Source organism: Phenylobacterium sp. FG114, from assembly GCF_057809855.1.
The window spans coordinates 84,228-108,227 of sequence record NZ_JBMDKU010000011.1 but is presented as its reverse complement, the minus strand read 5'-3'; the positions used below and the strand labels follow the sequence as shown (position 1 = coordinate 108,227).

Genomic DNA, 24,000 nt, shown 5'->3' with positions numbered 1-24,000 from the left:
CGGGAGCATATGCTGATCCGCCGCCCGCGGTCATCGCGGGCAATCGCCGCATTCAGTCGAGCGCGCGAGTGGCCAATTCGTAAACGTTCTTCGACAAGCCCTCGATCGCGACAATCCGCTCCAGCTCGGCGCGCATCAGCTTGCCCAGTTCCGGTCGCAGGCGCTTCCAGCCGCCCAGCGGGTCCACGAGGCGCGCGGCGGTCATCGGGTTGAAGCGGTCGACGGCGATGATCTGGTCGGCCAGGAACCGGTAGCCGGCGCCCGACGGGTCGTGGAAGCGCACAGGGTTGAAGTTGGCGAAGCTGGAGACCAGCGCGCGGAGACGGTTGGGGTTCTTGGCGTCGAAGGCCGGATGCGCCGTGAGTGCGAGGATGCGGCCGAGCGCCTCTTCGGACGGATCGCGGCCCTGGACGGCGAACCACTTGTCGATGACCAGGGGTTCGGACTTCCAGCGCTCGAAGAAGTCGGCCAGCGCCTCCTCGTAGAGCGGGCCACCGATCAGCATCAGGGCGTTCAGGCCGCCGATCATGTCGGTCATGTTCACCGAGGCGCGGTAGTGGCCGTAGGCGATGTCGGCGATCTCGCTGCGCGGGTTGGCGGCCATCAGCTCCAGGGCGGCGTTGCGGAGCGCGCGGCGGCCGGCGCCTGCGGCGTCGGGCGAGAATTCGCCCAGGTCCTGCAGGCCGGTGTGGATGTGGCGCAACTCGGCGTTCAGGTGCAGTGCCAGGCGAAGCCGCAACGCCTCGCGGGCCTCATGGATCGCAGCCGGATCCACCGGGCTCTTCAGCAGCGCCAGGTCGCCCTCGGAGGGCAGGGCCAGCAGCAGGGCCTTGAACGCGGGGTCGGACGCTTGGTCGACCAGGGCGCGGCCGACCGCCTCGGCGTAGCGCTCCTCGCCCACCTCGTTCGGCTTGCCGGCGGCGCGGCCGAGGATCAGGTCGGCGGCGAGGTCCTGGCCGGCCTCCCAACGGTTGAACAGGTCGGGGTCCGACGCGAGCTGGACGTAGCGTTCCTTGGGCTCGGCGTCGGTCTTCAGAACCACGGGCGCCGAGAAGCCGCGCAGCGCCGAGACGACCGGCGGGCTGTCGACGCCGGTGAGCGTCACCTTCAGCTCGGGCTTGTCCAGCACGACCACGGTCTCGTCGACGGCCTGGCCATCGCGCTCGAAGGCCAGCGTACGGCCCTCGTAGTCCAGCAGGCCCACGGTCACCGGGATCGGCACCGGGCGCTTGGTCTCCTGGCCGTTGGTGGGCGGGTTGGCCTGGGTGAGCGTCAGCTCCAGCGACTTCGCCGCCTCGTCATAGCGGCCGGACACCGAGACGCGGGGCGTGCCCGCCTGTTCGTACCAGGCGAAGAAGTCCGACAGGTCGCGGCCCGAGGCCTCGGCGAAGCATTCGATGAAGGCCTCGACCGTGGTGGCGTGGCCGTCCCAGCGGTCGAAGTAGAGGTCCATGCCCTTCCGGAAGGCCTCGGCCCCGATCAGGGTCTTGAGCATGCCGATGACCTCGGAGCCCTTCTCGTAGATCGTCGCCGTGTAGAAGTTCTCGATCTTCATGTAGGCGGATGGCCTGACGGGGTGAGCCAGGGGACCTTGGTCCTCGGCGAACTGGCGCATGCGTAGCGCCTTCACCGCCTTGATGCGGGCGACGGCCTTGCCGCGCATGTCCTCGCAGAAGCCCTGCTCGCGGAAGACCGTCAGGCCCTCCTTCAGGCAGAGCTGGAACCAGTCGCGGCAGGTGATGCGGTTGCCGGTCCAGTTGTGGAAGTACTCGTGGGCGACCACGGCCTCGATGCGCTCGTAGTCCACGTCGGTGGCGGTGGCCGGGTCGGCCAGCAGCAGCGATGAGTTGAAGACGTTGAGGCCCTTGTTCTCCATGGCGCCGAAGTTGAAGTCGCGGACCGCCACGATCATGAACAGGTCGAGGTCGTACTCGCGGCCGTAGGCCTCCTCGTCCCACTTCATCGAACGCTTCAGCGCGTCCATGGCGTAGGCGGCGCGGGGCGCCATGCCGGGGTCGACGAAGATGCGCAGGTCGACGACCCGGCCGCTCATGGTGGTGAGCTTGTCCTCCAGCACGTCGAGCTCGCCGGCGACCAGGGCGAAGAGGTAGCTGGGCTTGGGGAAGGGGTCGTTCCAGACGGCGAAGTGGCGGCCGCCCGGCAGCTCGCCCTTGTCGACCAGGTTCCCGTTGGCCAGCAGGTGGCGGAACTTGCGGTCGGCCTCGATGCGGACCGTGTACTTCGACAGCACGTCGGGCCGGTCGGGCCAGAAGGTGATCTTGCGGAAGCCCTCGGACTCGCACTGGGTGCAGAACCGGCCCCCCGACATGTAGAGGCCTTCCAGCGCCTTGTTGTTCTCCGGGTCGATCTCGACCTCGGTCTCCAGGACGAAGGCGTCGGGTGCGTTCGGGATGGTGAGGAACTCGCCGTCGATCGTGCGCTCGGTTTCGGTCAGCGTGCGGCCGTCGATGGCGACGCTGAGCGGCTTGAGACGTTCGCCGTTGAACACCAGCGGGTCCTTGTGGTCGCCGTTGCGGCGCACCGACAGCTTCGCCTTCACCCGGGTGGTGTTGGGCGCCAGCTCGAAGGTCAGATGGACGTCGTCCACCAGGAACGCAGGCGGGCGGTACTCGGAGAGCCGGATCGGCTGGGGCGTGTCTGTGCGCATGGCGATCATCTAGGCGTCCGAGTGCGGCGGCGCCAAGGCGTGGTCCGCGAATTCGCGCGGCCTGTGTCGGGTCGCCGATGGACAAATCGACAATCCGCGATTCATCGTGGCCGCAGGGGCTCAATCGGGGATCGACGGCGCTGCCAACCTACCGGATCTATCACGTCGGAGACGGCGGACGCCTGCGCGTGGGCGAGACGTTTCCGGCCGAAGACGACCGCGACGCGGTGGTGCGCGCGCGGGTGCAACTGCTCAAGGGGCAGCCTGCGGAGCTGTGGGAGTGGGGCCGACCCGTGGGCCGGTTCACGCGGGAGCACGAGTTCGTGCCGGACGGCGGCTAGGCGCTTCGGCGCAATCGTATCAACCACGAAAAGCACGAAAGACACGAAAAGGGCGCCGGCGGGCGCGGAGCCTGCGCGGTGATTTTCGTGCTTTTCGTGTCTTTCGTGGTTTCAAAAAACAGGCGCTTCGCGCCGGGTCAGGACGAGTCCTGGTCGGCGGGCGGGTCGGGGAGGTCGCGCCAAGCGCGGGCGGCGTCCCGCGGCAGGTCGAAGTCGGCGCAGACGCGCGCGATGTGCTCGTCGAGGGGCTCCTCGGCCCAGTCCCCATCCTGTTCGATCAGTCCGAAAGTGTCGTGGCGCGCGGCCTTGACCAGGACGTCGCGGACCTCGTCGAGGAACATGTCGAAATCCTCGAGATCCTCATCGGCGTCGCAGCGCTCGTATTCCGACCAGGCGACCCGTCGCACGGCCTTGTGCACGGCCTCGCGCCGCGCCTGGATGCGGCGCTCGTCGCGGGGCGGCGGGGGCGGACCGGGCGGCGGCGCGGGCTTCGAGGCCTCGCGTTCGGCGCGCTCGCGCTCGCGCTTGAAGCGGGCGTGCAGGGCCAGGCTCTGGCGGGTCGAGCGCGAGATGCGCTGGTAGGCCCGCGACAGGTTGACGATCTCGGCCGGGTCGTCGGCGTTCATGGCGCAGGCGTGCAGGTGCTTGGCCAGGGTGAAGTCCATCGTGGCCAGTTGGGCCAGCATGGCTTCCGCAGGATCCGCGTCGACGACGTCCATGCGGAGGATGGAAACATGGCTGTGCGTCAGAAGCGGTCGCACGTGCATCGTCGACCGGAAGAAAGTTCAGGATGCGTTCTTCACCTTCCGGGGTGGTTATGTACCTTACAAAGCAAACCGCCCAGACGATGATTCGAAGGACAGGCTGGCGCTGATTTGACGAAGGAATAGCTGCCCTCGATGACGAGGACAGAGAGATGCCCGACAGGGCTGCAACAGACTGCTCAGCCTTCGGCGGCCTTGCTCCGCCCGAAGTGCGCCTCCAGCGTATGGAGGACACGAAACGTAAGCTCCGTCAGGTGATCCAGGAGGCCGAACAGCGCGCAGCCGCCAAAGGGCTGGCCGTGGGCGATGTTGAGTTCCGCGAAGGTAACGCCGGGCTGGGTGTGTATCGGCATTGGGCTTGTCCCGATGGGTAACTGATCACCGGGGTAGATCGTGAAGGCGCAGGATTGCTGGGACATGCCGGGGGCATGAAAGTCGTACCCCGCGAACGTGACGGCGCCCGTCGCGATGATGATGGTGTTGTGCTTGTTCAGGTTGTCGAGGCGGCTGAGGCCGACAAGGTCGGCGGTGCCACGCGAGCCGTCGATGCCGGTGAGCCAGGGCTTGATGGTGTTCGCCAAAAGGTCCGCTAGATCCGGAAGTAGCTTGGCGATGATGGCGTGGGGAGATTTCCCCCTGAAGCTGTTGTGGAAGTGCTCCTCTTTCTCGAAGACGGGGAAATTCACTCGGCCATCGAACGTGCCGCCTTGTGCTTCTGCCACCAGGGTGCTGATCGCGGCATCCAGGGCGCTGCGAAGGTTGTGAGCGATGTCTCCGGCCAGCATCGCGACCTCAAGGGGGAGAAGCTCCGTTTCGAGGACCAACGAGTAGAGCCGCGACTTTTCGTCGAACCGATTTTCAAGTTTCGCTCCGCCGTCGCTGATGTAATCGTCCATAACCTGCCGGAGCCGGGCGGTCTGCTTCTGCGCCCAACGGCCTTGTAGAACCCATGCACAAGCAACGGTCTGTCATTCATGGCTGAGCAAAATCCTATCGATGAGCGCGACGTACAGCGACGCTTTCAAGAGACGCTAGGGCGCCTGGTGAACACGCCGCACAAGCCGCACGCGCCTTTGAAACCCAAGGATCAGAAGAAGGCTTAGTCGCCGCCCTTCTTGCTCTTGTCCGGGAATAGTTAGCGGCCGACAAGAAGCCAGAAGCCGAACACGGACGCTGTGGTCGTGGTGAAGACTGCTATGCCCCAGTTTGAGATGTCCCGCCGTTGACGAGCATCGCGCCTGGCGAAGCGAGCCGCTATGATGGCGGCATGGCAATCGGGCTCTACAAGGAGACGGACGGCTGGGGGAACCAGGAAAGCGCCCGAGTCCGCTATCCAGATGGTTCCGAGTTGGACGTTCCGCGCGATGAATACGACGCGGCGGATCATGAGCCGGCGTTCGACGAGCTGCCCACCAAGACCGAGTACGAGGCCCACCACGCCTAAAGGCCCTCGTGGAGGGATGCGCCCCGCCGACGCTGCAGGGCCGACGTCTCTGACGGCGAGCCTTGGTCAGGCTTCACACTGGCCGCGCAAAGGGTCGATGCCGGCCTAAGACTGACCCACTACCCCTCCCGCCGCTTCGCGGGGGAGGGCCTGCGGCGGATGACGCGAGGTCACACTTTCCTAGCCCCGCCTCCGCGCGCAATGCTGGGCGCCTGAGGAAAACGCCAGACCGGTCGAGCCGGCGGGGGCAGGCATGAATTTCGACTTTTCGGACGATCAGAAGTTCCTGAAGAACGAGGCCCGGAAGTTCCTGGAGGGCAACTGCCCGACGAGCCGGGTGCGCAAGGTGCTGGACGACGACGCGAAGGCTTACGACGCCGAGCTTTGGGCGGCGGTGGCCGGGCAGGGATGGCTGGGGGCGGCGATCCCGGAGGCGCACGGCGGGCTGGGGCTGGGGCATATCGAACTGTGCGCCATCGCCGAGGAGCTGGGGCGCGTCGCGGCGCCGATCCCGTTCGCCTCGACGGTCTATTTCCTGGCCGAGGCGGTGATGCTGGCCGGGTCCGAGGCGCAGAAGGCGGCGCTGTTGCCGAAGATCGCGGCGGGCGAGGTCATCGGCTGCGTGGCGACGTCGGAGGGGCCGGGCGTGCTGACAGCGGGGGCGCTGCAGGCGACGGTGAGCGGCGGCAAGCTGTCGGGCGTGAAGCTGCCGGTGACGGACGGCGACATCGCCACCCACGCGCTAGTGCTGGCGAAGGAGAACGGCCAGGCGGGGCTGTTCCTGGTGGACCTGTCCGGCGGCGTGACGCGCGAGGCGCTGCAGACGCTGGACCCGACGCGGGACGCGGCGAAGCTGACGTTCAGCGGCGCGGCGGCCGAGCGGCTGGGCGGGGCGGGCGAGGGCTTCGCGCTGCTGGAGCAGGTGACCGACCGGGCGGCGGTGCTGCTGGCGTTCGAGCAGTGCGGCGGGGCCGACCGCTGCCTGGAGATGGCCAAGGCCTATGCGCTGGAGCGCTATGCGTTCGGCCGCGTGATCGCGAGCTACCAGGCGATCAAGCACAAGCTGGCCGACATGTACGTGAAGAACGAGCTGGCGCGGTCGAACGCCTACTACGGGGCCTGGGCGCTGAACACCAATGCGCCCGAGCTGCCGGTGGCGGCCAGCGCGGCGCGGATCGCGGCCAGCGAGGCGTTCTGGTTCGGGGCCAAGGAGAACATCCAGACCCACGGGGGCATCGGCTTCACCTGGGAGGTGGACGCGCACCTGTACTACCGGCGTTCGCGGCAGCTCAGCCTCGTGGCCGGCGCGCCACGGGTGTGGAAGGAGCGGCTGGTGAGCCACCTCGAACGCAAGAACATGGCTGCCTAGGGAGCGACGGAAATGGACTTCAACGACTCTCCCGAGGAAGCGGCCTATCGCGCCGAGGTTCGCGCGTGGCTGGAGGCCAATGCGCCGAAGCAGGCCGTCGGAGGCGACGACCTGGAAGGCGGAAGCCGGGACACCATGCCGGCGTCCAAGGCGTGGCAGGCCAAGAAGGCGGCGGCCGGCTATGCGCAGATCACCTGGCCCAAGGCCTGGGGCGGGCCGGGGGGCACGCCGATCCAGCAGGTGATCTTCAACGCCGAGGAGGCGAAGTATCCGGTGCCGCCCAACCCGTTCCAGATCGGGCTGGGCATGTGCGTGCCGACCGTGATGGCCTTCGCCGACGACGAGACCAAGTCGCGGTTCGTGGGGCCGGCGCTGAAGGGCGAGGAGATCTGGTGCCAGCTGTTCTCCGAGCCGTCGGGCGGGTCGGACGTGGCGGCGGCGCGCACCAAGGCGGTTAAGGCCGACGACGGCTCGGGCGACTGGCTGATTTCGGGCCAGAAGGTGTGGACGACGGGGGCGCAGTTCTCGGACTTCGGCATCGTCGTCGTGCGCACCGACCCGGACGCGCCCAAGCACAAGGGCATGACGATGTTCTGGGTCGACATGAAGGACCCGGGGATCGAGGTGCGGCCGATCCACCAGATGTCGGGCGGTTCGGGCTTCAACGAGGTGTTCTTCACCAACGTGCGGGTGAAGGACAGCCAGCGGCTGGGCGCGGTGAACGACGGCTGGAAGGTGAGCCTGGTCACGCTGATGAACGAGCGGCTGGCGGTGGGCGGGCCGAGCGGCGCCGGCTGGAGCCATTTCCTCGAGGCGGCGCGGGGCATCACCGGGCTGGACGGCGGGCCGGTGCTGAAGGACCAGGCGGTGCGCGAGAAGCTGGCCGACTGGTACGTGGCGACCAAGGGTCTGGAGCACACCCGCAACCGCACGATGACCGCGCTGAGTCGCGGCCAGACGCCGGGGCCGGAGAGCTCGATCGGCAAGGTGGTCTCGGCGATGCAGATGCAGGACCTGGGCAACGCGATGGTGGAGCTGCTGGACCAGTACGGCATCATCAACGACCCGGCGCTGAGCCCGCTGAACGGGGCGTTCCACGCCTCGCTGATGAGCGCGCCGGGCCTGCGGATCGCCGGCGGCACGGACGAGATCCTGAAGAACATCATCGCCGAGCGCGTGCTGGGCCTGCCGGGCGACATCCGCGTGGACAAGGACGTGCCGTTCAAGGACCTGCCGACGGGGCGGTGAGGCCATGGAGCTCAAGACGCGCACGGCGGCGCTGGCGCGGTAGCGGGACTTCGCTCGCCGGGTTCAACCCATGCGCCCGCCGCTGCTCCGATAGCCCAGGTACGAAAGCCATCCGCCGAGCACGAAGAGCGCGACGAAGATGGCGCTGGTCATCGGGCCTTCGCCCGCCTGGGGCGCGCCCGGCGCGATCATGCGGACCAGGCCGAGGGCCGTCACGCCCCAGCCCGTCAGGGTCACGAGCAGGGGCCAGCCCCAGGTCCAGCGGTTGTGCGCCTGGACCATGGCCACGCCTGCCGCGAAGAGGATCGCGCCGTTGAGGTACACGACGGGCGCCGTCTGGGCGGCGAAGATGTGCATGTTCATCGACTCCGTCACCGCCAAGGCGATGGCGGTCGGACCGGCGACGCGTGCGATGCGACGAGATGCGACGGTCAGGGGCGCGCTCGATTTCCAGTGTTCGAACGATGCGTGTCGCGCAGGGGCGCCAGCGGCGCCTTGACGCCGATCAAGTGGAGCGGCCTTCGCCCGCCCGCTACGCCGTGAGCGCCAGGGGTTCGCGGTCGGCGATCAGCGTGCCGTAGAGGCGGGTGAGCGCCTCGAAGGTGGCGTCCCAGCCGTGGCGGGTCTCGGCGCGGCGGCGTGCGGCCTGGGAGAGGGCGGCCATGTCGCGGGCGAACAGGGCCTCGATGGCCTCGGCCAGGCCGCCCGGCTCGACGTTGCGGGCCGGCTGGCCGACGGAAGCGTCGATGAGTTCGCCCACGCCGCCGCGATGCGAGCCGATCACGGGCAGGCCGGCGGCCATGGCCTCCAGCACGAAGAGGCCGAAGATCTCGTTCTCGTTGGCGTGCAGGGCCGCGTCGCACGAGGCGAGCAGGGCGGCCAGGCGGACGGGGTCCTTCTCGAAGTCGAGGCTGATCACGCTGGGCGACCAGGCTGCGTTGTCGCCGGCGCCGATCAGCAGCAGCTTGTAGGGCGCGCCGAGGCGCTCGACCGCGGCCACCATGGAATCGATGTTCTTTTCGCGCGCCGGGCGGCCGGCGAAGACCAGCAGGCGCGTCTCGGACGGCAGGCCCAGCCTGCGCAGCAGCTTCTGGCGATCGCCGCGCTCGGGATGGAAGAGGGCGGTGTCGACGCCGAGCTGTTGGATCGACATCCGGTGGACGCCAGCGTCGGCCAGGCGGGCGGCCATGTGGCGGCTGGGGGCCACCACGTGGTCGAAGCGCTGGTAAGCCTGGGCCCAGAAGCTGAAGGTGGGCGCCTCGGCCCACTCGCCGAAGTGCAGGGCGGCCAGGGCGGCGGCGTCGGTGTGGCAGAAACCGACCACCGGCACGCCCAGGGCGTCGCCGGCGTAGAGCGCGGCGTGGCCGGGCACGAAGACGTCTCCCGCCTCGATCACGTCGGGCTCCAGCAGGCGCAGGACGGTCTCCCACTTGGTCAGGCTGGCGGGCATCCGATAGCCGTTGCCGAAAGGCAGGCGGGTGGCGGCGACGCTCACGATGCCGTCGGCATCCGCGCGGGTGCGCGCGCCGGGCACGACCAGGGTGTGGCGCACGTCGGGACGGCGCTTGGCCAGCCAGGCGCGCTTGGCCATCAGGTAGCGTTTCACGCCGCCGGACTGGGGCGCGTACATCATGGTCGTGTCGATCAGGTGGAAGCCCGCGCCGCCGTGCGGCTCGGCCGGCGCGGCCGCCGCCTCGGGGTCGAGGCGGATGAGGTTGGCGTACCTGGGGGCGGTGGCGTCGAACACGCGGCCCGATCTCCGTGCGATGATGCTGCTGGCGGCGGCGTTGAACAGATCGGCCGACGATTCCGGGCGGACGACCTTGGCCTTGAGGGCCTTAAGGGTCGCGCGGCGGATCGGTCGTCTCTTCCTCAGCGGGGCCAGCGGGGAATCCCTTCCGGTCAAGCAGCGGGGCCAGTCTAACCGGCTGGGCGTGGATGTCATGGCTTACGGCGGCGCTTTCAAGGCCGTCGCGCTCCGCGCGCGCAATCATGGCGATGGCTCCCTCCAGTCGGATCTCCGGCAGGCGCGTAACCCGTGGCGGGTGTGGAGGTTGCAGCGGCTAGCGCGGGTCGTAGGCGCGGGCGATTTCGGGGCGGGCGGCGACGTCGGGCAGGAACTCGGGTTCGCGGCGGGCGCGGGTGGCCTGTTCGAAGGCGTAGCCCAGGGCCAGCAGCCTGGCCTCGGACCATTCGGGGCCGAGGAACGAGATCCCGACGGGGAGGCCGCTGGCGTAGCCGGCGGGGACGGTGAGGTGCGGATAGCCCGACACCGCCGGCAGCCGGGAGGGCGAACCGAAGAAGGGGCCGCCGTTCACCGGGTCGACGATCGAGGGCGGGCCGCCGCTGGGCGAGACGATGGCGTCCAGCTTGTTGTCCACGAGCATCCTGTCGAGCGCCTCGCGCGCCAGCTTGCGGGCGACCGCGCGCTTTTCCTTGTAGGCCGGGTCGGTGATCGGCGGCTTGGCCTGGGCGGCCTCGAAGATCTCCTGGCCAAAGAGCGAGAGTTCGCGGGGCTCGGCCCTGTCGAAGGCGATCAGGTCTTCCAGGGTTCGGGCCTTAACGGCGGCGGGCGTGGCGGCCAGGTAGTCGTTCAGCGCGGCCTTGAACTCGGTGCGCAGGACGTCGCCCTCCAGCTCGCCGATCTTGGCCATGGTGGCGTCGTCCGGCCCCTTGATCTCGACCAGCGCCGCGCCCTGGGCCTCCAGCGCCTTCAACGCCGCGGCGAAGACTTCGTCGGTCTGGGGCGAGCGGCCCTTCCACGAGAACCAGACGCCGATGCGGGCGCCCTTGAGCGCGTCGCGCTTCAGGCCCGCCAGGTAGTTGGACGTCTTGGCGTCGGCGTCCTTGGTGGCGGGGTCGGAGGCCTCGCTGCCGGCGATGACGTTGAGCATGGCCGCGGCGTCGGCGACGGTGCGGGTCATCGGGCCGGCGGTGTCCTGCTCGGGCGAGATCGGGACGATGTGGGTGCGGGCGACGAGGCCCACGGTGGGTTTCAGGCCGACCACGCCGTTCATGGCCGCCGGGCAGGTGACCGAGCCGTCGGTCTCGGTGCCGATGGCGAAGGCCGCCAGGCCCGCCGCGACGGCGGCGCCCGAGCCGGAGGAGGAGCCGCAGGCGGTGCGGTCCAGGGAATAGGGGTTGCGCACCAGCCCGCCCACGGCGCTCCAGCCGCTGATGGAGCGGGTGGAGCGGAAGTTGGCCCATTCGGAGAGGTTGGTCTTGCCGAGGACGATGGCGCCCGCCTCGGTCAGGCGCCGGACGATCGGGGCGTCGCGGCCGGTGACGTTGGCGGCGAGCGCGAGGGAGCCGGCGGTGGTCGGTGTCGGACCGGCGGTTTCGATATTGTCCTTCAGCAGGATCGGCAAGCCATGCAGCGGGCCGCGCACCTTGCCCGCGCGGCGCTCGGCGTCGAGGCGCCGGGCGTCGGCCAGGGCGTCGGGGTTGAGGGCGATCACCGCGTTGAGCTTGGGCCCGGCGCGGTCGATGCGCTCGATGCGTTCGAGGTAGGTTCGGACGAGCTGCTCCGAGGTCACGCGACCGTCGGTGAGGGCCGCCTGCTGCTCGCCGGCCGAGGCGTAGGGGCTGAGGGACTGCGCCTGGGCCGTGGCGGCCAGGGCGGCGAAGCCCATGGCGAGGGCGGCGGACCGGAACATGCTGAACTCCCCCGAGCGTGAGCGCCTGTTGTAGCGGCTGCGCGGGCGGGCGCCAGCGGGTGGGCTGGGCTATTCAACCCGCTCATCCCGGCATTCGCCAGGATGAGCGGACCAATGGTCACGATTGATGGCCAGGGGCGACCGCGGACCTTTATGCGGCCCTTATGTCCGGGGCCGGACTCCCGTCTCGCGATTTGACGGCCGGCGGCGCGACAACCGGCGTCGAAGCCGGGCCCGTCGTCCGGCGCGTGAGACCGACATGATCGACATCGTCTTCCTGGCGCTGGGCCTCGGGGCCTTCGCGCTGTTCGGCGTCTATGCGGCCGCCCTGAGGCGCCTGTGATGGCCGAGATCCTGATCTGGGGCGCGGGCGCCCTCGTCATCGGCGGCTACATGCTGGCCGCGCTGATCAAGCCGGAGAAGTTCTGATGGACGCCTCCGGCTGGGCGGAGATCGCCCTGACGCTGGCCGCGGTGGTGGCCTGCGCCATTCCCCTGGGGCTCTACTTGGCGCGTGTCTGGCAGGGCGAGCGCACCTGGCTCGACCCCGTGCTGCGGCCGGTCGAGCGCGGGGTCTACGCGGCCTGCGGCGTGAAGGCCGATCGGAGCCAGGCGTGGCTGAGCTACGCCGCGAGCTTCCTGGCTTTCTCGGCCGCCAGCTTCGTGGTGCTGTACCTGATCTTGCGGTTCCAGAACCTGCTGCCGCTGAACCCTCAGGGGTTCGCGGGGCTCTCGCCGCACCTGGCGTTCAACACGGCGGTCAGCTTCGTCTCCAACACCAACTGGCAGTCGTACGTCCCCGAACAGACGCTCTCCACCTTCTCGCAGATGGCCGGGCTGACCTCGCACAACTTCCTGTCGGCCGCGGCCGGCATGTCGCTGGCGGCGGTGGTGGCCCGTGCGTTCGCGGCGAACCGCGGCGAGGGCCTGGGGAACTTCTGGGTCGATCTGACCCGGATCAGCCTCTACGTCCTGCTGCCGATCTCGCTGGTGATCGCCGTGGTCTATGTGGGCTTGGGCGAGCCGCAGAGCCTTCTGGCCAACGTCACGGCGCACACGGTCGAGGGCGGCCAGCAGACCATCGCGCTCTATCCAACGGCCAGCCAGGAAGCGATCAAGCAACTCGGCACCAACGGCGGCGGGATCTTCAACGCCAACTCCTCGCACCCGTTCGAGAACCCCAACGCCTGGACCAACCTCATCGAGATCGTTTCGATGAACGCGCTCAGCCTGGCCTGCGTGATCGCCTTCGGCCGGGTCGTGCTGGCCGGCAAGGAAGCCCGCGCGCTGGCGGCGGTGATGGTGATCCTGGTCGGCGCCGGCGCGGGCGTAATCTATGCCGCGGAAACGCAGACGGCGCCGGCGCTTGCGGCTCACAACGTCGACGCCTCGGTCAACATGGAGGGGAAGGAGGTCCGCTTCGGCGCGCCATCCACCGCCATCTGGGCCGCGGCCACGACCGGTGCGTCGGACGGCGGCGTGAACGCCATGCACGACAGCCTGATGCCGCTGGGGGGCGGCATGGCGATGTTCCTGATCCAGCTGGGCGAGATCCTGCCCGGCGGGGTCGGGTCGGGCCTCTACGGCATGGTGGTGATGGCGCTGATCGCGGTGTTCGTCGCCGGCCTTATGGTCGGGCGCACGCCCGAGTACCTGGGCAAGAAGGTGGAGGCCCGCGAGATCAAGTACGCCATGCTGGCGGTGCTGATCCTGCCGCTGGCGATCCTCGGCTTCTCGGCGGCGGCGGCGGTGCTGCCGGTCGCGCTGAAGGGCCTGGCCAATCCGGGCGCGCACGGCCTGTCGGAGATCCTCTACGCCTACTCCTCGGCGGCGGGGAACAACGGTTCGGCCTTCGCCGGCCTCAGCGCCAACACCCCCTGGTGGAACACGACGCTGGGGATCGCGATGCTGTTGGGCCGGTTCGCCTACGCCATCCCGGTGCTGGCCATCGCCGGCTCGCTGGCCGCCAAGCCCAAGCTGGCCGCCACCACGGGGACGTTCCCCACCGACGGCCCGCTGTTCATCGGCCTCCTGATTGGGGTGATCCTGATCATGGGCGGCCTGCAGTTCTTCCCGGCCCTCGCCCTCGGCCCGATCGTGGAGCACTTCCAGGCGCTCCAGGCCGTCGCGCAGTGCTGATCCTGGGACATCCTCACATGACCGAAACCACCACCTCCCTGGGTGGGCCGCGCCGCAAGGCCAACGCCCTGGCCAGCAGCTTCTCGGGGCCCATGCTGGCCCGCGCGGCGCGCGACGCCTTCGTCAAGCTGGACCCCCGCAAGCTGACTGGAAATCCCGTGATCTTCGCCACCGAGATCGTGGCGATCCTGGCCACCCTCTCGACGGTGCTGCAGATCGCCCGCGGCGGCGACTGGGTGTTCTCGCTGCAGATGGCCATCTGGCTGTGGGCGACCGTGCTGTTCGCCAACTTCGCCGAGAGCGTGGCCGAGGGGCGCGGCAAGGCGGCGGCCGACAGCCTGCGCGCCGCCCGGGTGACCACCAAGGCCAAGCTGCTGGTGGACGCGGAGCGCGGCGTGATCGTCCCCACCCCCGCGCACAAGCTGGGCGTCGGCGAGATCGTGCTGGTGGAGGCGGGCGACGTGATCCCGGCCGACGGCGAGATCGTCGAGGGCGTGGCCTCGGTCAACGAGGCGGCGGTCACGGGCGAGAGCGCGCCGGTGATCCGCGAGAGCGGCGGAGACCGCAGCGCCGTCACCGGCGGCACCACGGTGGTCTCGGACTGGATCAAGGTGCGCATCACGTCCGAGGCGGGGCAGACCTTCCTCGATCGGATGATCGCCATGGTCGAGGGCGCCGACCGGCGCAAGACGCCGAACGAGATCGCGCTGGCGGTGCTGCTGGCGGGGCTGACGCTGGTGTTCCTGATCGCGGTGGTGACCTTGCTGGGCCTGGGCGCCTATTCCGGCGTGAAGCTGGACCCGGTGGTGCTGGGCGCGCTGTTCGTCTGCCTGATCCCGACGACCATCGGCGGGCTGCTGTCGGCGGTGGGCATCGCGGGGATGGACCGGCTCTTGAAGGTCAACGTCCTGGCCACCTCGGGCCGGGCCGTGGAGGCCGCCGGCGACGTGGACACGCTGCTGTTGGACAAGACCGGCACCATCACGTTCGGCAACCGCATGGCGACCGAGGTGATCCCGGCGCCCGGCGTGCGGCCCGAGCGGGCGCTGGAGGCGGCGCTGATGGCCTCGCTGGGCGACGAGACGCCCGAGGGCCGCTCCATTGTCGAGCTGGCCCGCAACCTGGGCCAGGCGGGCGAGGCGCCTGCTGGCGGCGAGGTGATCGCGTTCTCGGCCACCACGCGGCAGTCAGGCCTGAACGCCGGCGGCAAGTCGTGGCGCAAGGGGGCGGTGGACGCGGTGCTGAAGTCGCTGGACCTGACGGCGGCTGACGTGCCGGCCGACGTGGCCGCGAGCGTCGACCGGATCGCGCGGTCGGGCGGCACGCCGCTGGCGGTGAGCGAGGACGGCGCCCTGGTGGGCGTGATCCACCTGAAGGACGTGGTGAAGCCGGGCGTGAAGGAGCGGTTCGCCGACCTGCGCCGCATGGGCCTGCGCACCGTGATGATCACCGGCGACAACCCGGTGACCGCCGCGGCCATCGCTTCGGAGGCCGGCGTCGACGACTTCCTGGCCGAGGCCACGCCCGAGGATAAGCTGCGGCTGATCCGCACCGAGCAGGGCAAGGGCCGCCTGGTGGCCATGTGCGGCGACGGCGCCAACGACGCCCCGGCCCTGGCCCAGTCGGACGTCGGCGTGGCGATGCAGACCGGCGCCCAGGCCGCCCGCGAGGCCGGCAACATGGTCGACCTGGACAGTGACCCGACCAAGGTCATCGAGATCGTCGAGACCGGGAAGCAGATGCTGATCACCCGCGGCGCCCTGACCACCTTCTCCATCGCCAACGACGTGGCCAAGTACTTCGCGATCATCCCGGCGATCTTCGTGGTGGCCCTGCCGGCGCTGGGCGCGCTCAACGTCATGGGGCTGGCCAGCCCGAAGAGCGCGATCCTGTCGGCGGTGATCTTCAACGCGCTGATCATCGTGGCGCTGATCCCGCTGGCGCTGAGGGGCGTGAAGTACCGGGCCATCGGCGCAGGGCGCCTGCTGCAGCGGAACCTCCTCGTCTACGGCCTGGGCGGCCTGGTGGCCCCGTTCATCGGCATCAAGCTGATCGACGTCGTCGTGGCCGGGCTGGGGCTGGCCTGATGGACGCCCAACTCGTGCGGGCCGCCGTGGTGAGCGGCGGCCTGATCCTCCTGATGCTCGTGGTCGCGCTGTTCGCCGACCGCCCTCTCTGAATTGGAAGGACCCTTCCGATGACCTATCTCGCGCAAGCCCGAGCCGCCGTCGTGGCGACGCTGTTCTTCACCCTGCTTCTGGGCGTGGCCTATCCGCTGGCGGTGACCGGGATCGGCCAGTTGGCCTTCCCGGCCCAGGCCGGCGGCAGTCTGGTCCGCGATCACGCCGGGCAGGTGATCGGCTCGCGGCTGATCGCCCAGAACTTCGCCCGGCCCGAGTACCTGCATCCGCGGCCGTCGGCCGCCGGGGCGGACGGCTATGACGCCGCCGGCTCGTCGGGCTCGAACCTGGGGCCGTTGAACCCGGCGCTCTCGGAGCGGATCGGCAAGGCGGCCGCCGAGCTGCGAACCGGGAACGCCGCGCCGATCCCCGCCGACGCGGTGACCACCTCGGGCTCGGGTCTGGACCCCGACGTCTCCCCGGCCAACGCGCGGCGCCAAGCGGCCCGGATCGCGGCGGCGCGGGGCGTGACGGCGGCGCAGGTCGAGCAGGTGATCGACCGGAACACCCGTGCGCCCGTCCTGGGCGTGCTGGGGCAGCCAGCGGTCAATGTGCTGCAGACCAATCTGGCGCTCGACGCGGCGTTCCCGGCGGCGCAACTTCCGGCGCGATGAGCCCCGAGGAGCCGCTGCGGCCCGACCCCGACGCCCTGCTGGCCGCCGAACGGCAGGGGCGGGGACGCCTGAAGGTGTTCCTCGGCATGTCGCCGGGGGTCGGCAAGACCTACGAGATGCTGCGCGCCGCCCGACGCCGAAAGGCCGAGGGCGGCGACGTCGTGGTGGGCGTGGTGGAGAGCCACGGCCGCAAGGAGACGCAGGCGCTGCTGCGCGGTCTGGAAGTGATGGCGCGCAGGCCGATCGACTACCGCGACCGGACGTTGCTGGAGTTCGACCTGGATGGGGCCCTGGCGCGCAAGCCCGAGCTGCTGCTGGTCGACGAATACGCGCACTCGAACGCGCCGGGCTCGCGGCATCCCAAGCGCTGGCAGGACGTGGACGAACTGCTCGCCGCCGGCATCGACGTCTGGACGACGCTGAACGTCCAGCACCTGGAGAGCCTGGTGGACGTGGTCTGGAAGATCACCGGCGTGCGCCAGCGCGAGACGGTGCCGGACCTGGCGCTGTCCAACGCCGACGAGATCGAGCTGATCGACATCACGCCCGCCGAGCTGCGCGAGCGGATGGCCGAGGGGAAGGTCTACCTGCCGGAGACGGCCCGGCTGGCGGCGGACCGATTCTTCAAGGTGGAGAACCTGACGGCGCTGCGCGAACTGGCGCTGCGGCGGGCGGCGCAGGCGGTGGACGACCAGCTCATCGGGGCGATGAAGCGCGCGGGCGTCGAGGGTCCCTGGGCGGCGGGCGAACGGATCCTGGTGCTGGTGGGGCCCGACGCCATGGCGGGCTCGCTGGTGCGGGCGGGCCGGCGGCTGTCGGACATGATGATGGACGCGCCGTGGACGGTGGCCCACGTGGAGCGGCCGAACGCGCGGCCGACCTCGGCCATGGGCGCGCAGAAGCTGCGCGAGGCGCTGAAGCTGGCCGAGCAACTGGGCGGGGCGACCGTGACCCTGACCGGCGACGACCTGGTGGCCTCGGTGCTGGAGTTCGCCCGGCGCAACAACATGACCCAGATCGTCCTGGGCAAGAGCGGCCGCCGTCCGCTGCCGTTCCGGCGGACCCTGATCCGGGCGCTGCTGGAGGACGTCAGCGGCGCGGCGCTGCACGTGATCACCGAGACGCCGGAGCCCGCCGCGCCCGAGCGCCGGCCGCCGCCCAGCCTGCGCGACATGCCCTGGCGCGGGCATCTCGGCGCGCTGGCTTCTGTCGGCCTGGCCGGCGGCCTGGCGATGCTGGTCGACCGCTACGTCGAGAGCGCGAACCTGGCCATGGTGTTCATGCTGAGCGTGCTGGTCTCGGGCCTGGCGTTCGGGCTGTGGCCGGCGGTGCTGGCGGCGGCGGCTTCGGCGTTCGCCTACAACTTCTTCTTCCTCGAGCCGCGGCTGACGGTGAACATTGGCCACCCGGCCGACGTGCTGACCTTCGCGGTGTTCTTCGCCGTGGCGCTGACCACGGGCTGGCTGGCGGGCCGGGTGCGGGACCAGGCGCGGGCGACGGCGCGGCGGGCCTCGGCGATCTCGGCCGTGCTGGCGGCGACGCGCAGGCTGTCGTCGGCGGCCAAGGCCGAGGATGCGGCGACGGCGCTTGCCGAGCAGCTGGCGGCGGCGACCGGCTGCAAGGCCGTGGTGCTGACGCCGGCGGGCGACGACCTGGCCCTCACCGCCGCCTCGCCGGCGCTGGACGCCCTGTCGGCCGGCGACATGGCGGCGGCGCGCTGGGCCTGGGAGAAGGGCGAGGCGGCCGGGGTCGGTACAGGCACCCTGCCCAACGCGGCCTGGACCTTCCGGCCGCTGCAGGGCGTGAAGGCGCGCGCGGGGGTGGTCGGCATCGAGCCGCAGGCGATCGCCACCGAGGACGGCGAGCGGTTCGTGGCGGCCTTGCTGGACCAGGGGGCCGTGGCGCTGGAGCGGGCGGAGTTCGCCGCGGCGGCGGCCGACGCGGAGGCGCTGCGCCGGACCGACCGACTGCGTGGGGCGCTGCTGAACTCGGTGAGCCACGACCTGCGCACGCCGCTGTCCACCGTGCTGGGGTCGGTGACCACCTTGATCGACTACGGCAAGTCGCTGACCGCCAAGGTGCGCGAGGACCTGCTGGTCTCGATCCGCGAGGAGGCCGAGCGGCTGAACCGCTACGTCGGTGACCTGCTGGACATGACGCGGCTGGAGGGCGGGGCGCTGGTCACCCGGCGCGACTGGACCGACGTGCGCGACGTGCTGCGCGCGGCGGTGGAACGGGTGCGACGACGGGTCGAGACCCGCAAGGTGACCTGGGACTTCCCCGATCAGGTGACCCTGGTGATGGCCGACCCCTCGCTGCTGGAGCAGGCGCTGGTCAACATCCTGGAGAACGCCATCGCCTACAGCCCGGACGGCACGACGATCGAGGTGGCGGCCTATGAGGACCGGGGCAATGTGGTGATCTCGATCGAGGACGAGGGCCGAGGCATCCCGACGCCCGAGTTGGAGCGGGTGTTCGAGAAGTTCCGGCGGATGGAGGAGTCCACGGATCGCGGCAAGGGCGCGGGCCTGGGGCTTGCCATCGCCAAGGGCTTCGTGGAGGCCATGGGCGGGCGTATCGCGGCGGCCAGCCCGATCCACGACGGCCGCGGGACGCGCATCCTGATCAGCCTGCCCAAGGAGCGGGCCACGCCCGGAGGCTTTCTTTGAGCGACCACAAGCCCCGCATCCTCGTCATCGACGACGAGCCGCAAATCCACCGGTTCCTGGGGCCGGCGCTGGACGCGGCGGGCTACGAGCCGGTGCGCGCCGAGACGGCGGCCGATGGCCTGAAGGAGATCGCGCGCAAGGCGCCCGACGCGGTGGTGCTGGACCTGGGCCTGCCCGACATGGACGGCAAAGACGCGCTCCAGAGGGCGCGGGCGTTCTATGCGGGGCCCATCCTGATCCTGTCGGCGCGCGACCGGGAGACCGAGAAGATCGATGCGCTGGACCTGGGCGCCGACGACTATGTGGAGAAGCCGTTCGGGGTGGGCGAGCTCTTGGCCCGGCTGCGGGTGGCGCTGCGCCACCGGCTACGCGACCAGGGCGCCGAGCCCGTGGTGACGGTGGGCGACCTCACCGTCGACCTGGTGAAGCGGCTGGTGACCCGGGCCGGCGAGGCGATCCGCCTGTCGCCGCGCGAGTACGACCTGCTTGCCCAGCTGGTGAAGGGGGCCGGGAAGGTGGTGACGCACCGCCAACTGCTGACGGCCGTCTGGGGACCGGCGCACGAGCACGACGTTCAGTACCTGCGGGTGTTCGTGGGCCAGCTCCGCCAGAAGATCGAGCCCGACCCGTCGGCGCCGGCCCTGATCCTCACCGAGCCGGGCGTCGGGTACCGCTGGATGGCGTGAGCCGTCAGGCGGCCAGCGCCTCGGCCTCCCACATGGCGCCCACGCCGAATTGGCGAAGGCGGGTCAAGAGCCTTTGGAGGTTGCCGTAGTTGTCGAGGACCAGGTGGTCCAGGCGTTCGCGGAAACCCGGCGGGGCGATGGCGGCCAGGCCGTGGGGACCACGCAGGCACAATCCCTGATCGGCCAGCCTGATGACGTAGCGGCGCAGCGTCTCGGTGGACAGGTTCAGCCGCCCGGCCAGGCGGCCGTTGCGCACGGGCCGGGCGTGCGCCAGCGGATCCGCGGCCCAGGCGGCCATCTGGGCCGGGGTGAACCCCTCGGTGTTCTCGCGGACCATGGCCAGTAGGATCAGGCCGTTGGTGGTGTCGCCCACCAGCGCGCCCAGGCCGTCAGCCGCGCGCAGCATGTATTCCCAGATCAGCCGGTTGGTGAGCCGCACCGGCGGCTCGCGCCACGCCGGGAGGTCGGCGGGCGGCGGGAGGACGAAGAGATCCAGGCCGATCATGCGCAGGTAGAAGGCCTTCAGATGGTCGTGGCGCAGGAAGACGTTGGTCAGGAACATCGGGTGGCCCAGGGTGCGCTGGGTGACCAGGACCCCCTTGGCGGTGACGTCCAGGACGCCGAGCTTCGCCAGGCCGTGCACCCGGCGCCGCGCGGTCTCGAAGGGCATCCGCAGCGACTGGGCGATCGCGTTGACGCTGACCGGACGGCGAAGATCGTCCGTGGGCGGAGTGTCGGACAGCATCGCGTAGCGGAGCTGGAGCTGGGGATCGGCGCTGATCGCCGCGACATTGGCCGACTGGATGGCCGCGAACAGCAGGCCGTTCACCAGGTCGCTGGTGTTGCGGCTGGCGGCCTCCATGTCGAGCACGAAGTCCATGGCCAGCGACGCGGTGCGCCACGCCAGCTCCAGGCGTTCGCCGGAGTCGATGGGCGTCATGGCCGGGCCCCGCCGAGGCCCTTCAGCAGCTCGGCCACGGCGGCGTCGAGCTGGCTGTCCCGGCCGGCCAGGGTCTCGCCCAGCGGCCGCTCCACGGTGATGTCCACCGGCCGCGGGTTGAGCTCCATATCCTTGCCGTCGGCGCCCTGGATGCGGATGAACGGCACGCGCACCGACGAGCCGTCGATCAGCGGCTGGGCGCCGGTGTAGATGATCCAGCCGGCGGTGGGCACGCCCACCACCTTGCCCAGGCCCAGGTAGCGGTAGCCCTCGGTGAAATCCTCAGCGTCGGAGAGCGAGCTCTCGTTGGTCACCAGGATGGTCGGCAGGCCCAGGGCGCGCTGGCCCAGGTTCTGGCGGCTGGGCACGCCGAACAGGCCGCGCGGGGTCATGGTCAGGAAGTTGCGGCGGCTGAAGACGTCGAGGACGTAGCCGTTGATGAAGCCGCCGTTGTTGTTGCGCACGTCGATGACGACGCCGTCCTTGCCCTGGTTCTGGGCGTCGAGGTCGATGTAGAGCTGGTCCAAGCTGTCGGAGCTCATGTCCAGGATGTGGACGTAGCCAAGCCGCCCGCCGCTGGCCTTCTCCACATAGGCGCGGCGGTCGTTGACCCAGTGGCGGTACAGCAGGCCGGCGGCCACGGACGGAGCGACCGGGCGCACGACGGCCTGACGGCCCGAGACGGTGAGCACGGTGCGCTTGCCGGCGCGGTCCAGCAGCAGGCTGTCGAGGTTGACCCCCGGACCGACCGGCTTGCCGTCGACGGCGGTCAGCACATCGCCCGGCTTGATGGAGCCCTCGATGTCGGCCGGTCCGAGCGAGATCACCTCGCGGACGACGAGGCCGCGGCCGGCCTCATAGGCCTCGCGCTCGAACCTGAGGCCGAGGTCGCCGACGCGGGAGGCGGGCTGGGCGCCGAAGCCTTCGCTGGGCCGGTTGACGCCCGAGTGCGAGGCGTCGAGCTCGCCGATCATCAGGTTGATCACCCGGCGCAGTTCGTCGGGCGTCTGGGCCCCTTGGGCGAAGGGCTCGAAGCGGTCGCGCAGCGCCGTCCAGTCCTGGCCGTGGAACCTCTCGTCGTAGAAGGCGCGGTTCAGGGTGGACCAGGCCTCGTCGAACACCACCTGCTTCTCGGCGTCGAAGCGGACGACCATCTCGCCGGTGACGTCGATGAACTTCGGCTTGGGGCTCTCGACCGCGACGGCGCTCACCCGCCCGCCGTCGAGATAGAAGACCTGCTTGGAGTCCGGGCTGAAGGCGTAGTCGCGCTTGGGCCGGCGGCCGCCGGTGAGCTGCTGCGGCGCAGGCGGCTCCTTGGCCAGTTCGTCCAGGCTGTAGCTGAACAGGTTCTGCTGGTCGCTCTGGCGGGCGCGGTAGACCAGGGTCTTGCCGTCCGGGCTGATCACCGGCTCTTCGGCCGAGCCGCCCAGAGGGATGAAGGTGGCGCGCTCGCGGATGCCTTCGAAGACGATGCGGACGACGGGCGTCTTGCCCTTGGGGGCCGGCGCGTCGTCCTTGGCCTCCTCCTCGGCCTTGGCCTCGCCCTCGGAGGCGCTGGGCCTGGCGGCCGGGGACTTTTCCTTGGGGTCCGATTTTGGCGCGGGCGAGCCGGGCGGGGTCGCCTTGAAGAGGTCGCGGAAGGCGTCCTCGCGGTATTTGGGCGTGTTGGGCAGGAGGTCGATGCGGACCATCTTCACCGGCTCGCTGCGCTGGCCGCTGTCGAAGACGATGTACTTGCCGTCGGGCGACCAGGCGATCTGGTCGGCGGCATTGCCATTGGCGAGGAAGCTCACCGGCTGGGCCTGGCCGCCGGCGAGCGGGGCCACCCACACGTTGCGGAACGACTTGCGATCGGTGACGCCGAACGCCAGCCACCGGGAGTCCGGCGACCAGGCCAGCCGCGAGCCGTCGTTGCGGTCGAGCGCCCCTTCGAACAGCACCCGGTCGCCGCCGCCGGCCAGCGTGATCACCCGGATCTGCCGCGTGCCGTGGACGTAGGCCAGCATCTTGCCGTCCGGCGAGTACGCCGGCGCGGCGTCGAAGTCGGAGGCCTGGGTAAGCGGGCGCTCCTTCTGCGTGGCGAAGTCGTACTCCATGAGCTGGCTGACGCGCCCCCGCTCGGCGACATAGGCGAGCTTCCGGCTGTCGGCGGACCAGGCCAGATCGCTCTCGGCGCCCGGCGTCTCGGTGATCCGCTGGGCCTGGCCGCCGTCCTTGGCCGGGGCGGCGAAGACCTCGCCGTGGGCGATGACCGCCAGCTTCTTGCCGTCGGGCGAGACGGACAGGCTGCGGAAGCTGGTCTCGACCAGGCGTCGCTCGCCCGCCGCCGCCGGCGCGCCGCGCAGCGCGATGGGGACGCGGCCGACGGCGCCGGTGGCGGTGTCCAGCTTCCAGATCTCGAACTCACGCTCGAAGACGATGCTCTTGCCGTCGTAGCCGATGGAGGGGAACAGGACCCGGCCGTCGGTGAACCTGGTCACCTGCTGCGGCGCGCCGCCGGCGGCCGGCATGCGCCAGAGGTTCTCGGTCCCGCCCTGGTCGCTCATGAACCACAGCGTGGCGCCGTCGGCGCTCCACATGGGCCACAGGCGCTTGGACGTGGCGCCCAGCAGCCTGCGATAGGGGGCGTTCGCGGCGACGGGCTTCAGCCAGAGTTCGGCCTCATCGATGTGGCTGTGGCCGTTGCGCCACCACTGGGTGGAGGAGATGCCCTTGGCCATCAGGGCGATGGACTGTCCGTCGGGCGAGGGGGCGCTGTTGAACTCGTTGAGATAGCGCTCGCGGCTCACCTCCAGCGGCGTGCCGCCGGTCGCGGCCACGCGATAGACGTCGTTCTGGCGGGCGACGTCGTTGGCGGGGCCGGAGATGTAGAGCCATCGGCCGTCGCGCGACCAGCCGTCGAGCTGTTCGTTGGCGTCGGTGAAGGTGACGCGGCGCAGCTTTCCGGTGGAGAGCGTCAGGACATAGACGTTCGACGCGCCGGCGCGCGTCGAGGTGAAGGCGAGCTCGCGTCCGTCGGGCGAATAGAGGGGCCGGCCCTCGGTGGCTGCGTCGGTGACGAGCAGGCTGGCGGTGCCGCCGGCCGCAGGGACGGTCCAGATGTCGCCCCCAGAGACGAAGGCGATCTCGGCGCCGTCGGGCGACAGCGAGGGTTCGGCCAGGGTCGGCCGCGGCGCAGCATGGACCTGGAGCGCCACGGCGGAAGCAGCGGCGGCGAGCAGGCCGGCGATGCGGCGGTGATTCATGGACGAAACTCGCGAAGCTTAAGCGTCCCTGTGTAACA

18 protein-coding genes are annotated in these 24,000 nt (G+C 70.3%); 10 read left to right on the top strand and 8 right to left on the bottom strand.

Translation table 11 applies throughout. The annotated features are described in order from the left end of the window. Nucleotides 1–52: 52 nt before the first annotated feature. Nucleotides 53–2,668, bottom strand: a complete 2,616-nt coding sequence (gene pepN / locus ACODSY_RS18400) for an aminopeptidase N (RefSeq protein WP_488953409.1) — start codon at nucleotides 2,666–2,668, stop codon at nucleotides 53–55. Nucleotides 2,669–2,745: 77 nt separating this feature from the next. Between pepN and ACODSY_RS18395 the strand changes: the two genes are divergently transcribed. Further along, nucleotides 2,746–3,009: a hypothetical protein gene (locus ACODSY_RS18395; RefSeq protein ID WP_488953303.1), complete on the top strand. Its 264-nt coding sequence runs from the start codon at nucleotides 2,746–2,748 to the stop codon at nucleotides 3,007–3,009. 137 nt (nucleotides 3,010–3,146) lie between these two features. On the opposite strand, the gene ACODSY_RS18390 is transcribed toward ACODSY_RS18395, so the two are convergent. After that, nucleotides 3,147–3,728, bottom strand: coding sequence for a hypothetical protein (locus ACODSY_RS18390; protein ID WP_488953302.1), 582 nt, complete (start codon nucleotides 3,726–3,728; stop codon nucleotides 3,147–3,149). 224 nt (nucleotides 3,729–3,952) lie between these two features. Continuing rightward, the gene (locus tag ACODSY_RS18385) at nucleotides 3,953–4,669 is read right to left on the bottom strand and encodes a hypothetical protein (protein ID WP_488953301.1); all 717 of its coding nucleotides are present in this window, start codon (nucleotides 4,667–4,669) and stop codon (nucleotides 3,953–3,955) included. Nucleotides 4,670–5,040: 371 nt separating this feature from the next. Here ACODSY_RS18385 and ACODSY_RS18380 point away from each other — a divergent pair, with 371 nt between their 5' ends. The 3 genes from ACODSY_RS18380 (at nucleotide 5,041) to ACODSY_RS18370 (ending at nucleotide 7,834) form a co-directional block, all read left to right on the top strand. After that, complete coding sequence (locus ACODSY_RS18380) at nucleotides 5,041–5,217, top strand: hypothetical protein (protein WP_488953300.1); 177 nt, start codon at nucleotides 5,041–5,043, stop codon at nucleotides 5,215–5,217. 253 nt (nucleotides 5,218–5,470) lie between these two features. Then, complete coding sequence (locus ACODSY_RS18375; protein WP_488953299.1) at nucleotides 5,471–6,586, top strand: acyl-CoA dehydrogenase family protein; 1,116 nt, start codon at nucleotides 5,471–5,473, stop codon at nucleotides 6,584–6,586. Nucleotides 6,587–6,598: 12 nt separating this feature from the next. After that, nucleotides 6,599–7,834, top strand: coding sequence for an acyl-CoA dehydrogenase family protein (locus ACODSY_RS18370; RefSeq protein WP_488953298.1), 1,236 nt, complete (start codon nucleotides 6,599–6,601; stop codon nucleotides 7,832–7,834). 63 nt (nucleotides 7,835–7,897) lie between these two features. Here the strand turns inward: ACODSY_RS18370 and ACODSY_RS18365 are convergent, their stop codons facing one another. The 3 genes from ACODSY_RS18365 to ACODSY_RS18355 form a co-directional block, all read right to left on the bottom strand. After that, nucleotides 7,898–8,197: a hypothetical protein gene (locus ACODSY_RS18365; protein WP_488953297.1), complete on the bottom strand. Its 300-nt coding sequence runs from the start codon at nucleotides 8,195–8,197 to the stop codon at nucleotides 7,898–7,900. Between the two features lie 169 nt (nucleotides 8,198–8,366). Next, nucleotides 8,367–9,740 carry a glycosyltransferase gene (locus ACODSY_RS18360; RefSeq protein WP_488953296.1) on the bottom strand — a complete coding sequence of 458 codons (1,374 nt, stop codon included), beginning with the start codon at nucleotides 9,738–9,740 and terminating at the stop codon, nucleotides 8,367–8,369. A gap of 157 nt (nucleotides 9,741–9,897) precedes the next feature. Then, the gene (locus tag ACODSY_RS18355; RefSeq protein ID WP_488953295.1) at nucleotides 9,898–11,490 is read right to left on the bottom strand and encodes an amidase; all 1,593 of its coding nucleotides are present in this window, start codon (nucleotides 11,488–11,490) and stop codon (nucleotides 9,898–9,900) included. A gap of 342 nt (nucleotides 11,491–11,832) precedes the next feature. Between ACODSY_RS18355 and ACODSY_RS18350 the strand changes: the two genes are divergently transcribed. The 6 genes from ACODSY_RS18350 (at nucleotide 11,833) to ACODSY_RS18325 (ending at nucleotide 19,777) form a co-directional block, all read left to right on the top strand. After that, a complete protein-coding gene (locus tag ACODSY_RS18350) occupies nucleotides 11,833–11,919 on the top strand; it encodes a potassium-transporting ATPase subunit F (RefSeq protein WP_488953407.1) in 87 nt (28 codons plus the stop codon). Next, on the top strand, nucleotides 11,919–13,628 hold the full coding sequence (gene kdpA / locus ACODSY_RS18345; protein ID WP_488953293.1) for a potassium-transporting ATPase subunit KdpA: 1,710 nt from the start codon (nucleotides 11,919–11,921) through the stop codon (nucleotides 13,626–13,628). The genes ACODSY_RS18350 and kdpA overlap by 1 nt, the downstream gene beginning before the upstream one ends. 92 nt (nucleotides 13,629–13,720) lie before the next feature. Beyond that, nucleotides 13,721–15,715, top strand: a complete 1,995-nt coding sequence (gene kdpB, locus ACODSY_RS18340) for a potassium-transporting ATPase subunit KdpB (protein ID WP_488953405.1) — start codon at nucleotides 13,721–13,723, stop codon at nucleotides 15,713–15,715. A gap of 110 nt (nucleotides 15,716–15,825) precedes the next feature. Next, complete coding sequence (gene kdpC / locus ACODSY_RS18335) at nucleotides 15,826–16,422, top strand: potassium-transporting ATPase subunit KdpC (RefSeq protein ID WP_488953291.1); 597 nt, start codon at nucleotides 15,826–15,828, stop codon at nucleotides 16,420–16,422. Beyond that, a complete protein-coding gene (locus ACODSY_RS18330) occupies nucleotides 16,419–19,091 on the top strand; it encodes a DUF4118 domain-containing protein (RefSeq protein WP_488953290.1) in 2,673 nt (890 codons plus the stop codon). Before kdpC ends, ACODSY_RS18330 begins: the two co-directional genes overlap by 4 nt. Further along, nucleotides 19,088–19,777 carry a response regulator gene (locus tag ACODSY_RS18325; RefSeq protein WP_488953289.1) on the top strand — a complete coding sequence of 230 codons (690 nt, stop codon included), beginning with the start codon at nucleotides 19,088–19,090 and terminating at the stop codon, nucleotides 19,775–19,777. The genes ACODSY_RS18330 and ACODSY_RS18325 overlap by 4 nt, the downstream gene beginning before the upstream one ends. 4 nt (nucleotides 19,778–19,781) lie before the next feature. Here ACODSY_RS18325 and ACODSY_RS18320 read toward each other — a convergent pair whose 3' ends face one another. Then, a complete protein-coding gene (locus ACODSY_RS18320) occupies nucleotides 19,782–20,717 on the bottom strand; it encodes a hypothetical protein (protein ID WP_488953287.1) in 936 nt (311 codons plus the stop codon). Further along, nucleotides 20,714–23,962 carry a S41 family peptidase gene (locus ACODSY_RS18315; protein WP_488953285.1) on the bottom strand — a complete coding sequence of 1,083 codons (3,249 nt, stop codon included), beginning with the start codon at nucleotides 23,960–23,962 and terminating at the stop codon, nucleotides 20,714–20,716. The genes ACODSY_RS18320 and ACODSY_RS18315 overlap by 4 nt, the downstream gene beginning before the upstream one ends. Between the last annotated feature and the right edge of the window lie 38 nt (nucleotides 23,963–24,000).

Coding starts and splice junctions, on each gene's coding strand:
- pepN (WP_488953409.1), bottom strand. CDS start 2,668: ATGCGCACAGACACGCCCCAGCCGATCCGGCTCTCCGAGTACCGCCCG.
- ACODSY_RS18395 (WP_488953303.1), top strand. CDS start 2,746: ATGGACAAATCGACAATCCGCGATTCATCGTGGCCGCAGGGGCTCAAT.
- ACODSY_RS18390 (WP_488953302.1), bottom strand. CDS start 3,728: ATGGACGTCGTCGACGCGGATCCTGCGGAAGCCATGCTGGCCCAACTG.
- ACODSY_RS18385 (WP_488953301.1), bottom strand. CDS start 4,669: ATGGACGATTACATCAGCGACGGCGGAGCGAAACTTGAAAATCGGTTC.
- ACODSY_RS18380 (WP_488953300.1), top strand. CDS start 5,041: ATGGCAATCGGGCTCTACAAGGAGACGGACGGCTGGGGGAACCAGGAA.
- ACODSY_RS18375 (WP_488953299.1), top strand. CDS start 5,471: ATGAATTTCGACTTTTCGGACGATCAGAAGTTCCTGAAGAACGAGGCC.
- ACODSY_RS18370 (WP_488953298.1), top strand. CDS start 6,599: ATGGACTTCAACGACTCTCCCGAGGAAGCGGCCTATCGCGCCGAGGTT.
- ACODSY_RS18365 (WP_488953297.1), bottom strand. CDS start 8,197: ATGAACATGCACATCTTCGCCGCCCAGACGGCGCCCGTCGTGTACCTC.
- ACODSY_RS18355 (WP_488953295.1), bottom strand. CDS start 11,490: ATGTTCCGGTCCGCCGCCCTCGCCATGGGCTTCGCCGCCCTGGCCGCC.
- ACODSY_RS18350 (WP_488953407.1), top strand. CDS start 11,833: ATGGCCGAGATCCTGATCTGGGGCGCGGGCGCCCTCGTCATCGGCGGC.
- kdpA (WP_488953293.1), top strand. CDS start 11,919: ATGGACGCCTCCGGCTGGGCGGAGATCGCCCTGACGCTGGCCGCGGTG.
- kdpB (WP_488953405.1), top strand. CDS start 13,721: ATGCTGGCCCGCGCGGCGCGCGACGCCTTCGTCAAGCTGGACCCCCGC.
- kdpC (WP_488953291.1), top strand. CDS start 15,826: ATGACCTATCTCGCGCAAGCCCGAGCCGCCGTCGTGGCGACGCTGTTC.
- ACODSY_RS18330 (WP_488953290.1), top strand. CDS start 16,419: ATGAGCCCCGAGGAGCCGCTGCGGCCCGACCCCGACGCCCTGCTGGCC.
- ACODSY_RS18320 (WP_488953287.1), bottom strand. CDS start 20,717: ATGACGCCCATCGACTCCGGCGAACGCCTGGAGCTGGCGTGGCGCACC.
- ACODSY_RS18315 (WP_488953285.1), bottom strand. CDS start 23,962: ATGAATCACCGCCGCATCGCCGGCCTGCTCGCCGCCGCTGCTTCCGCC.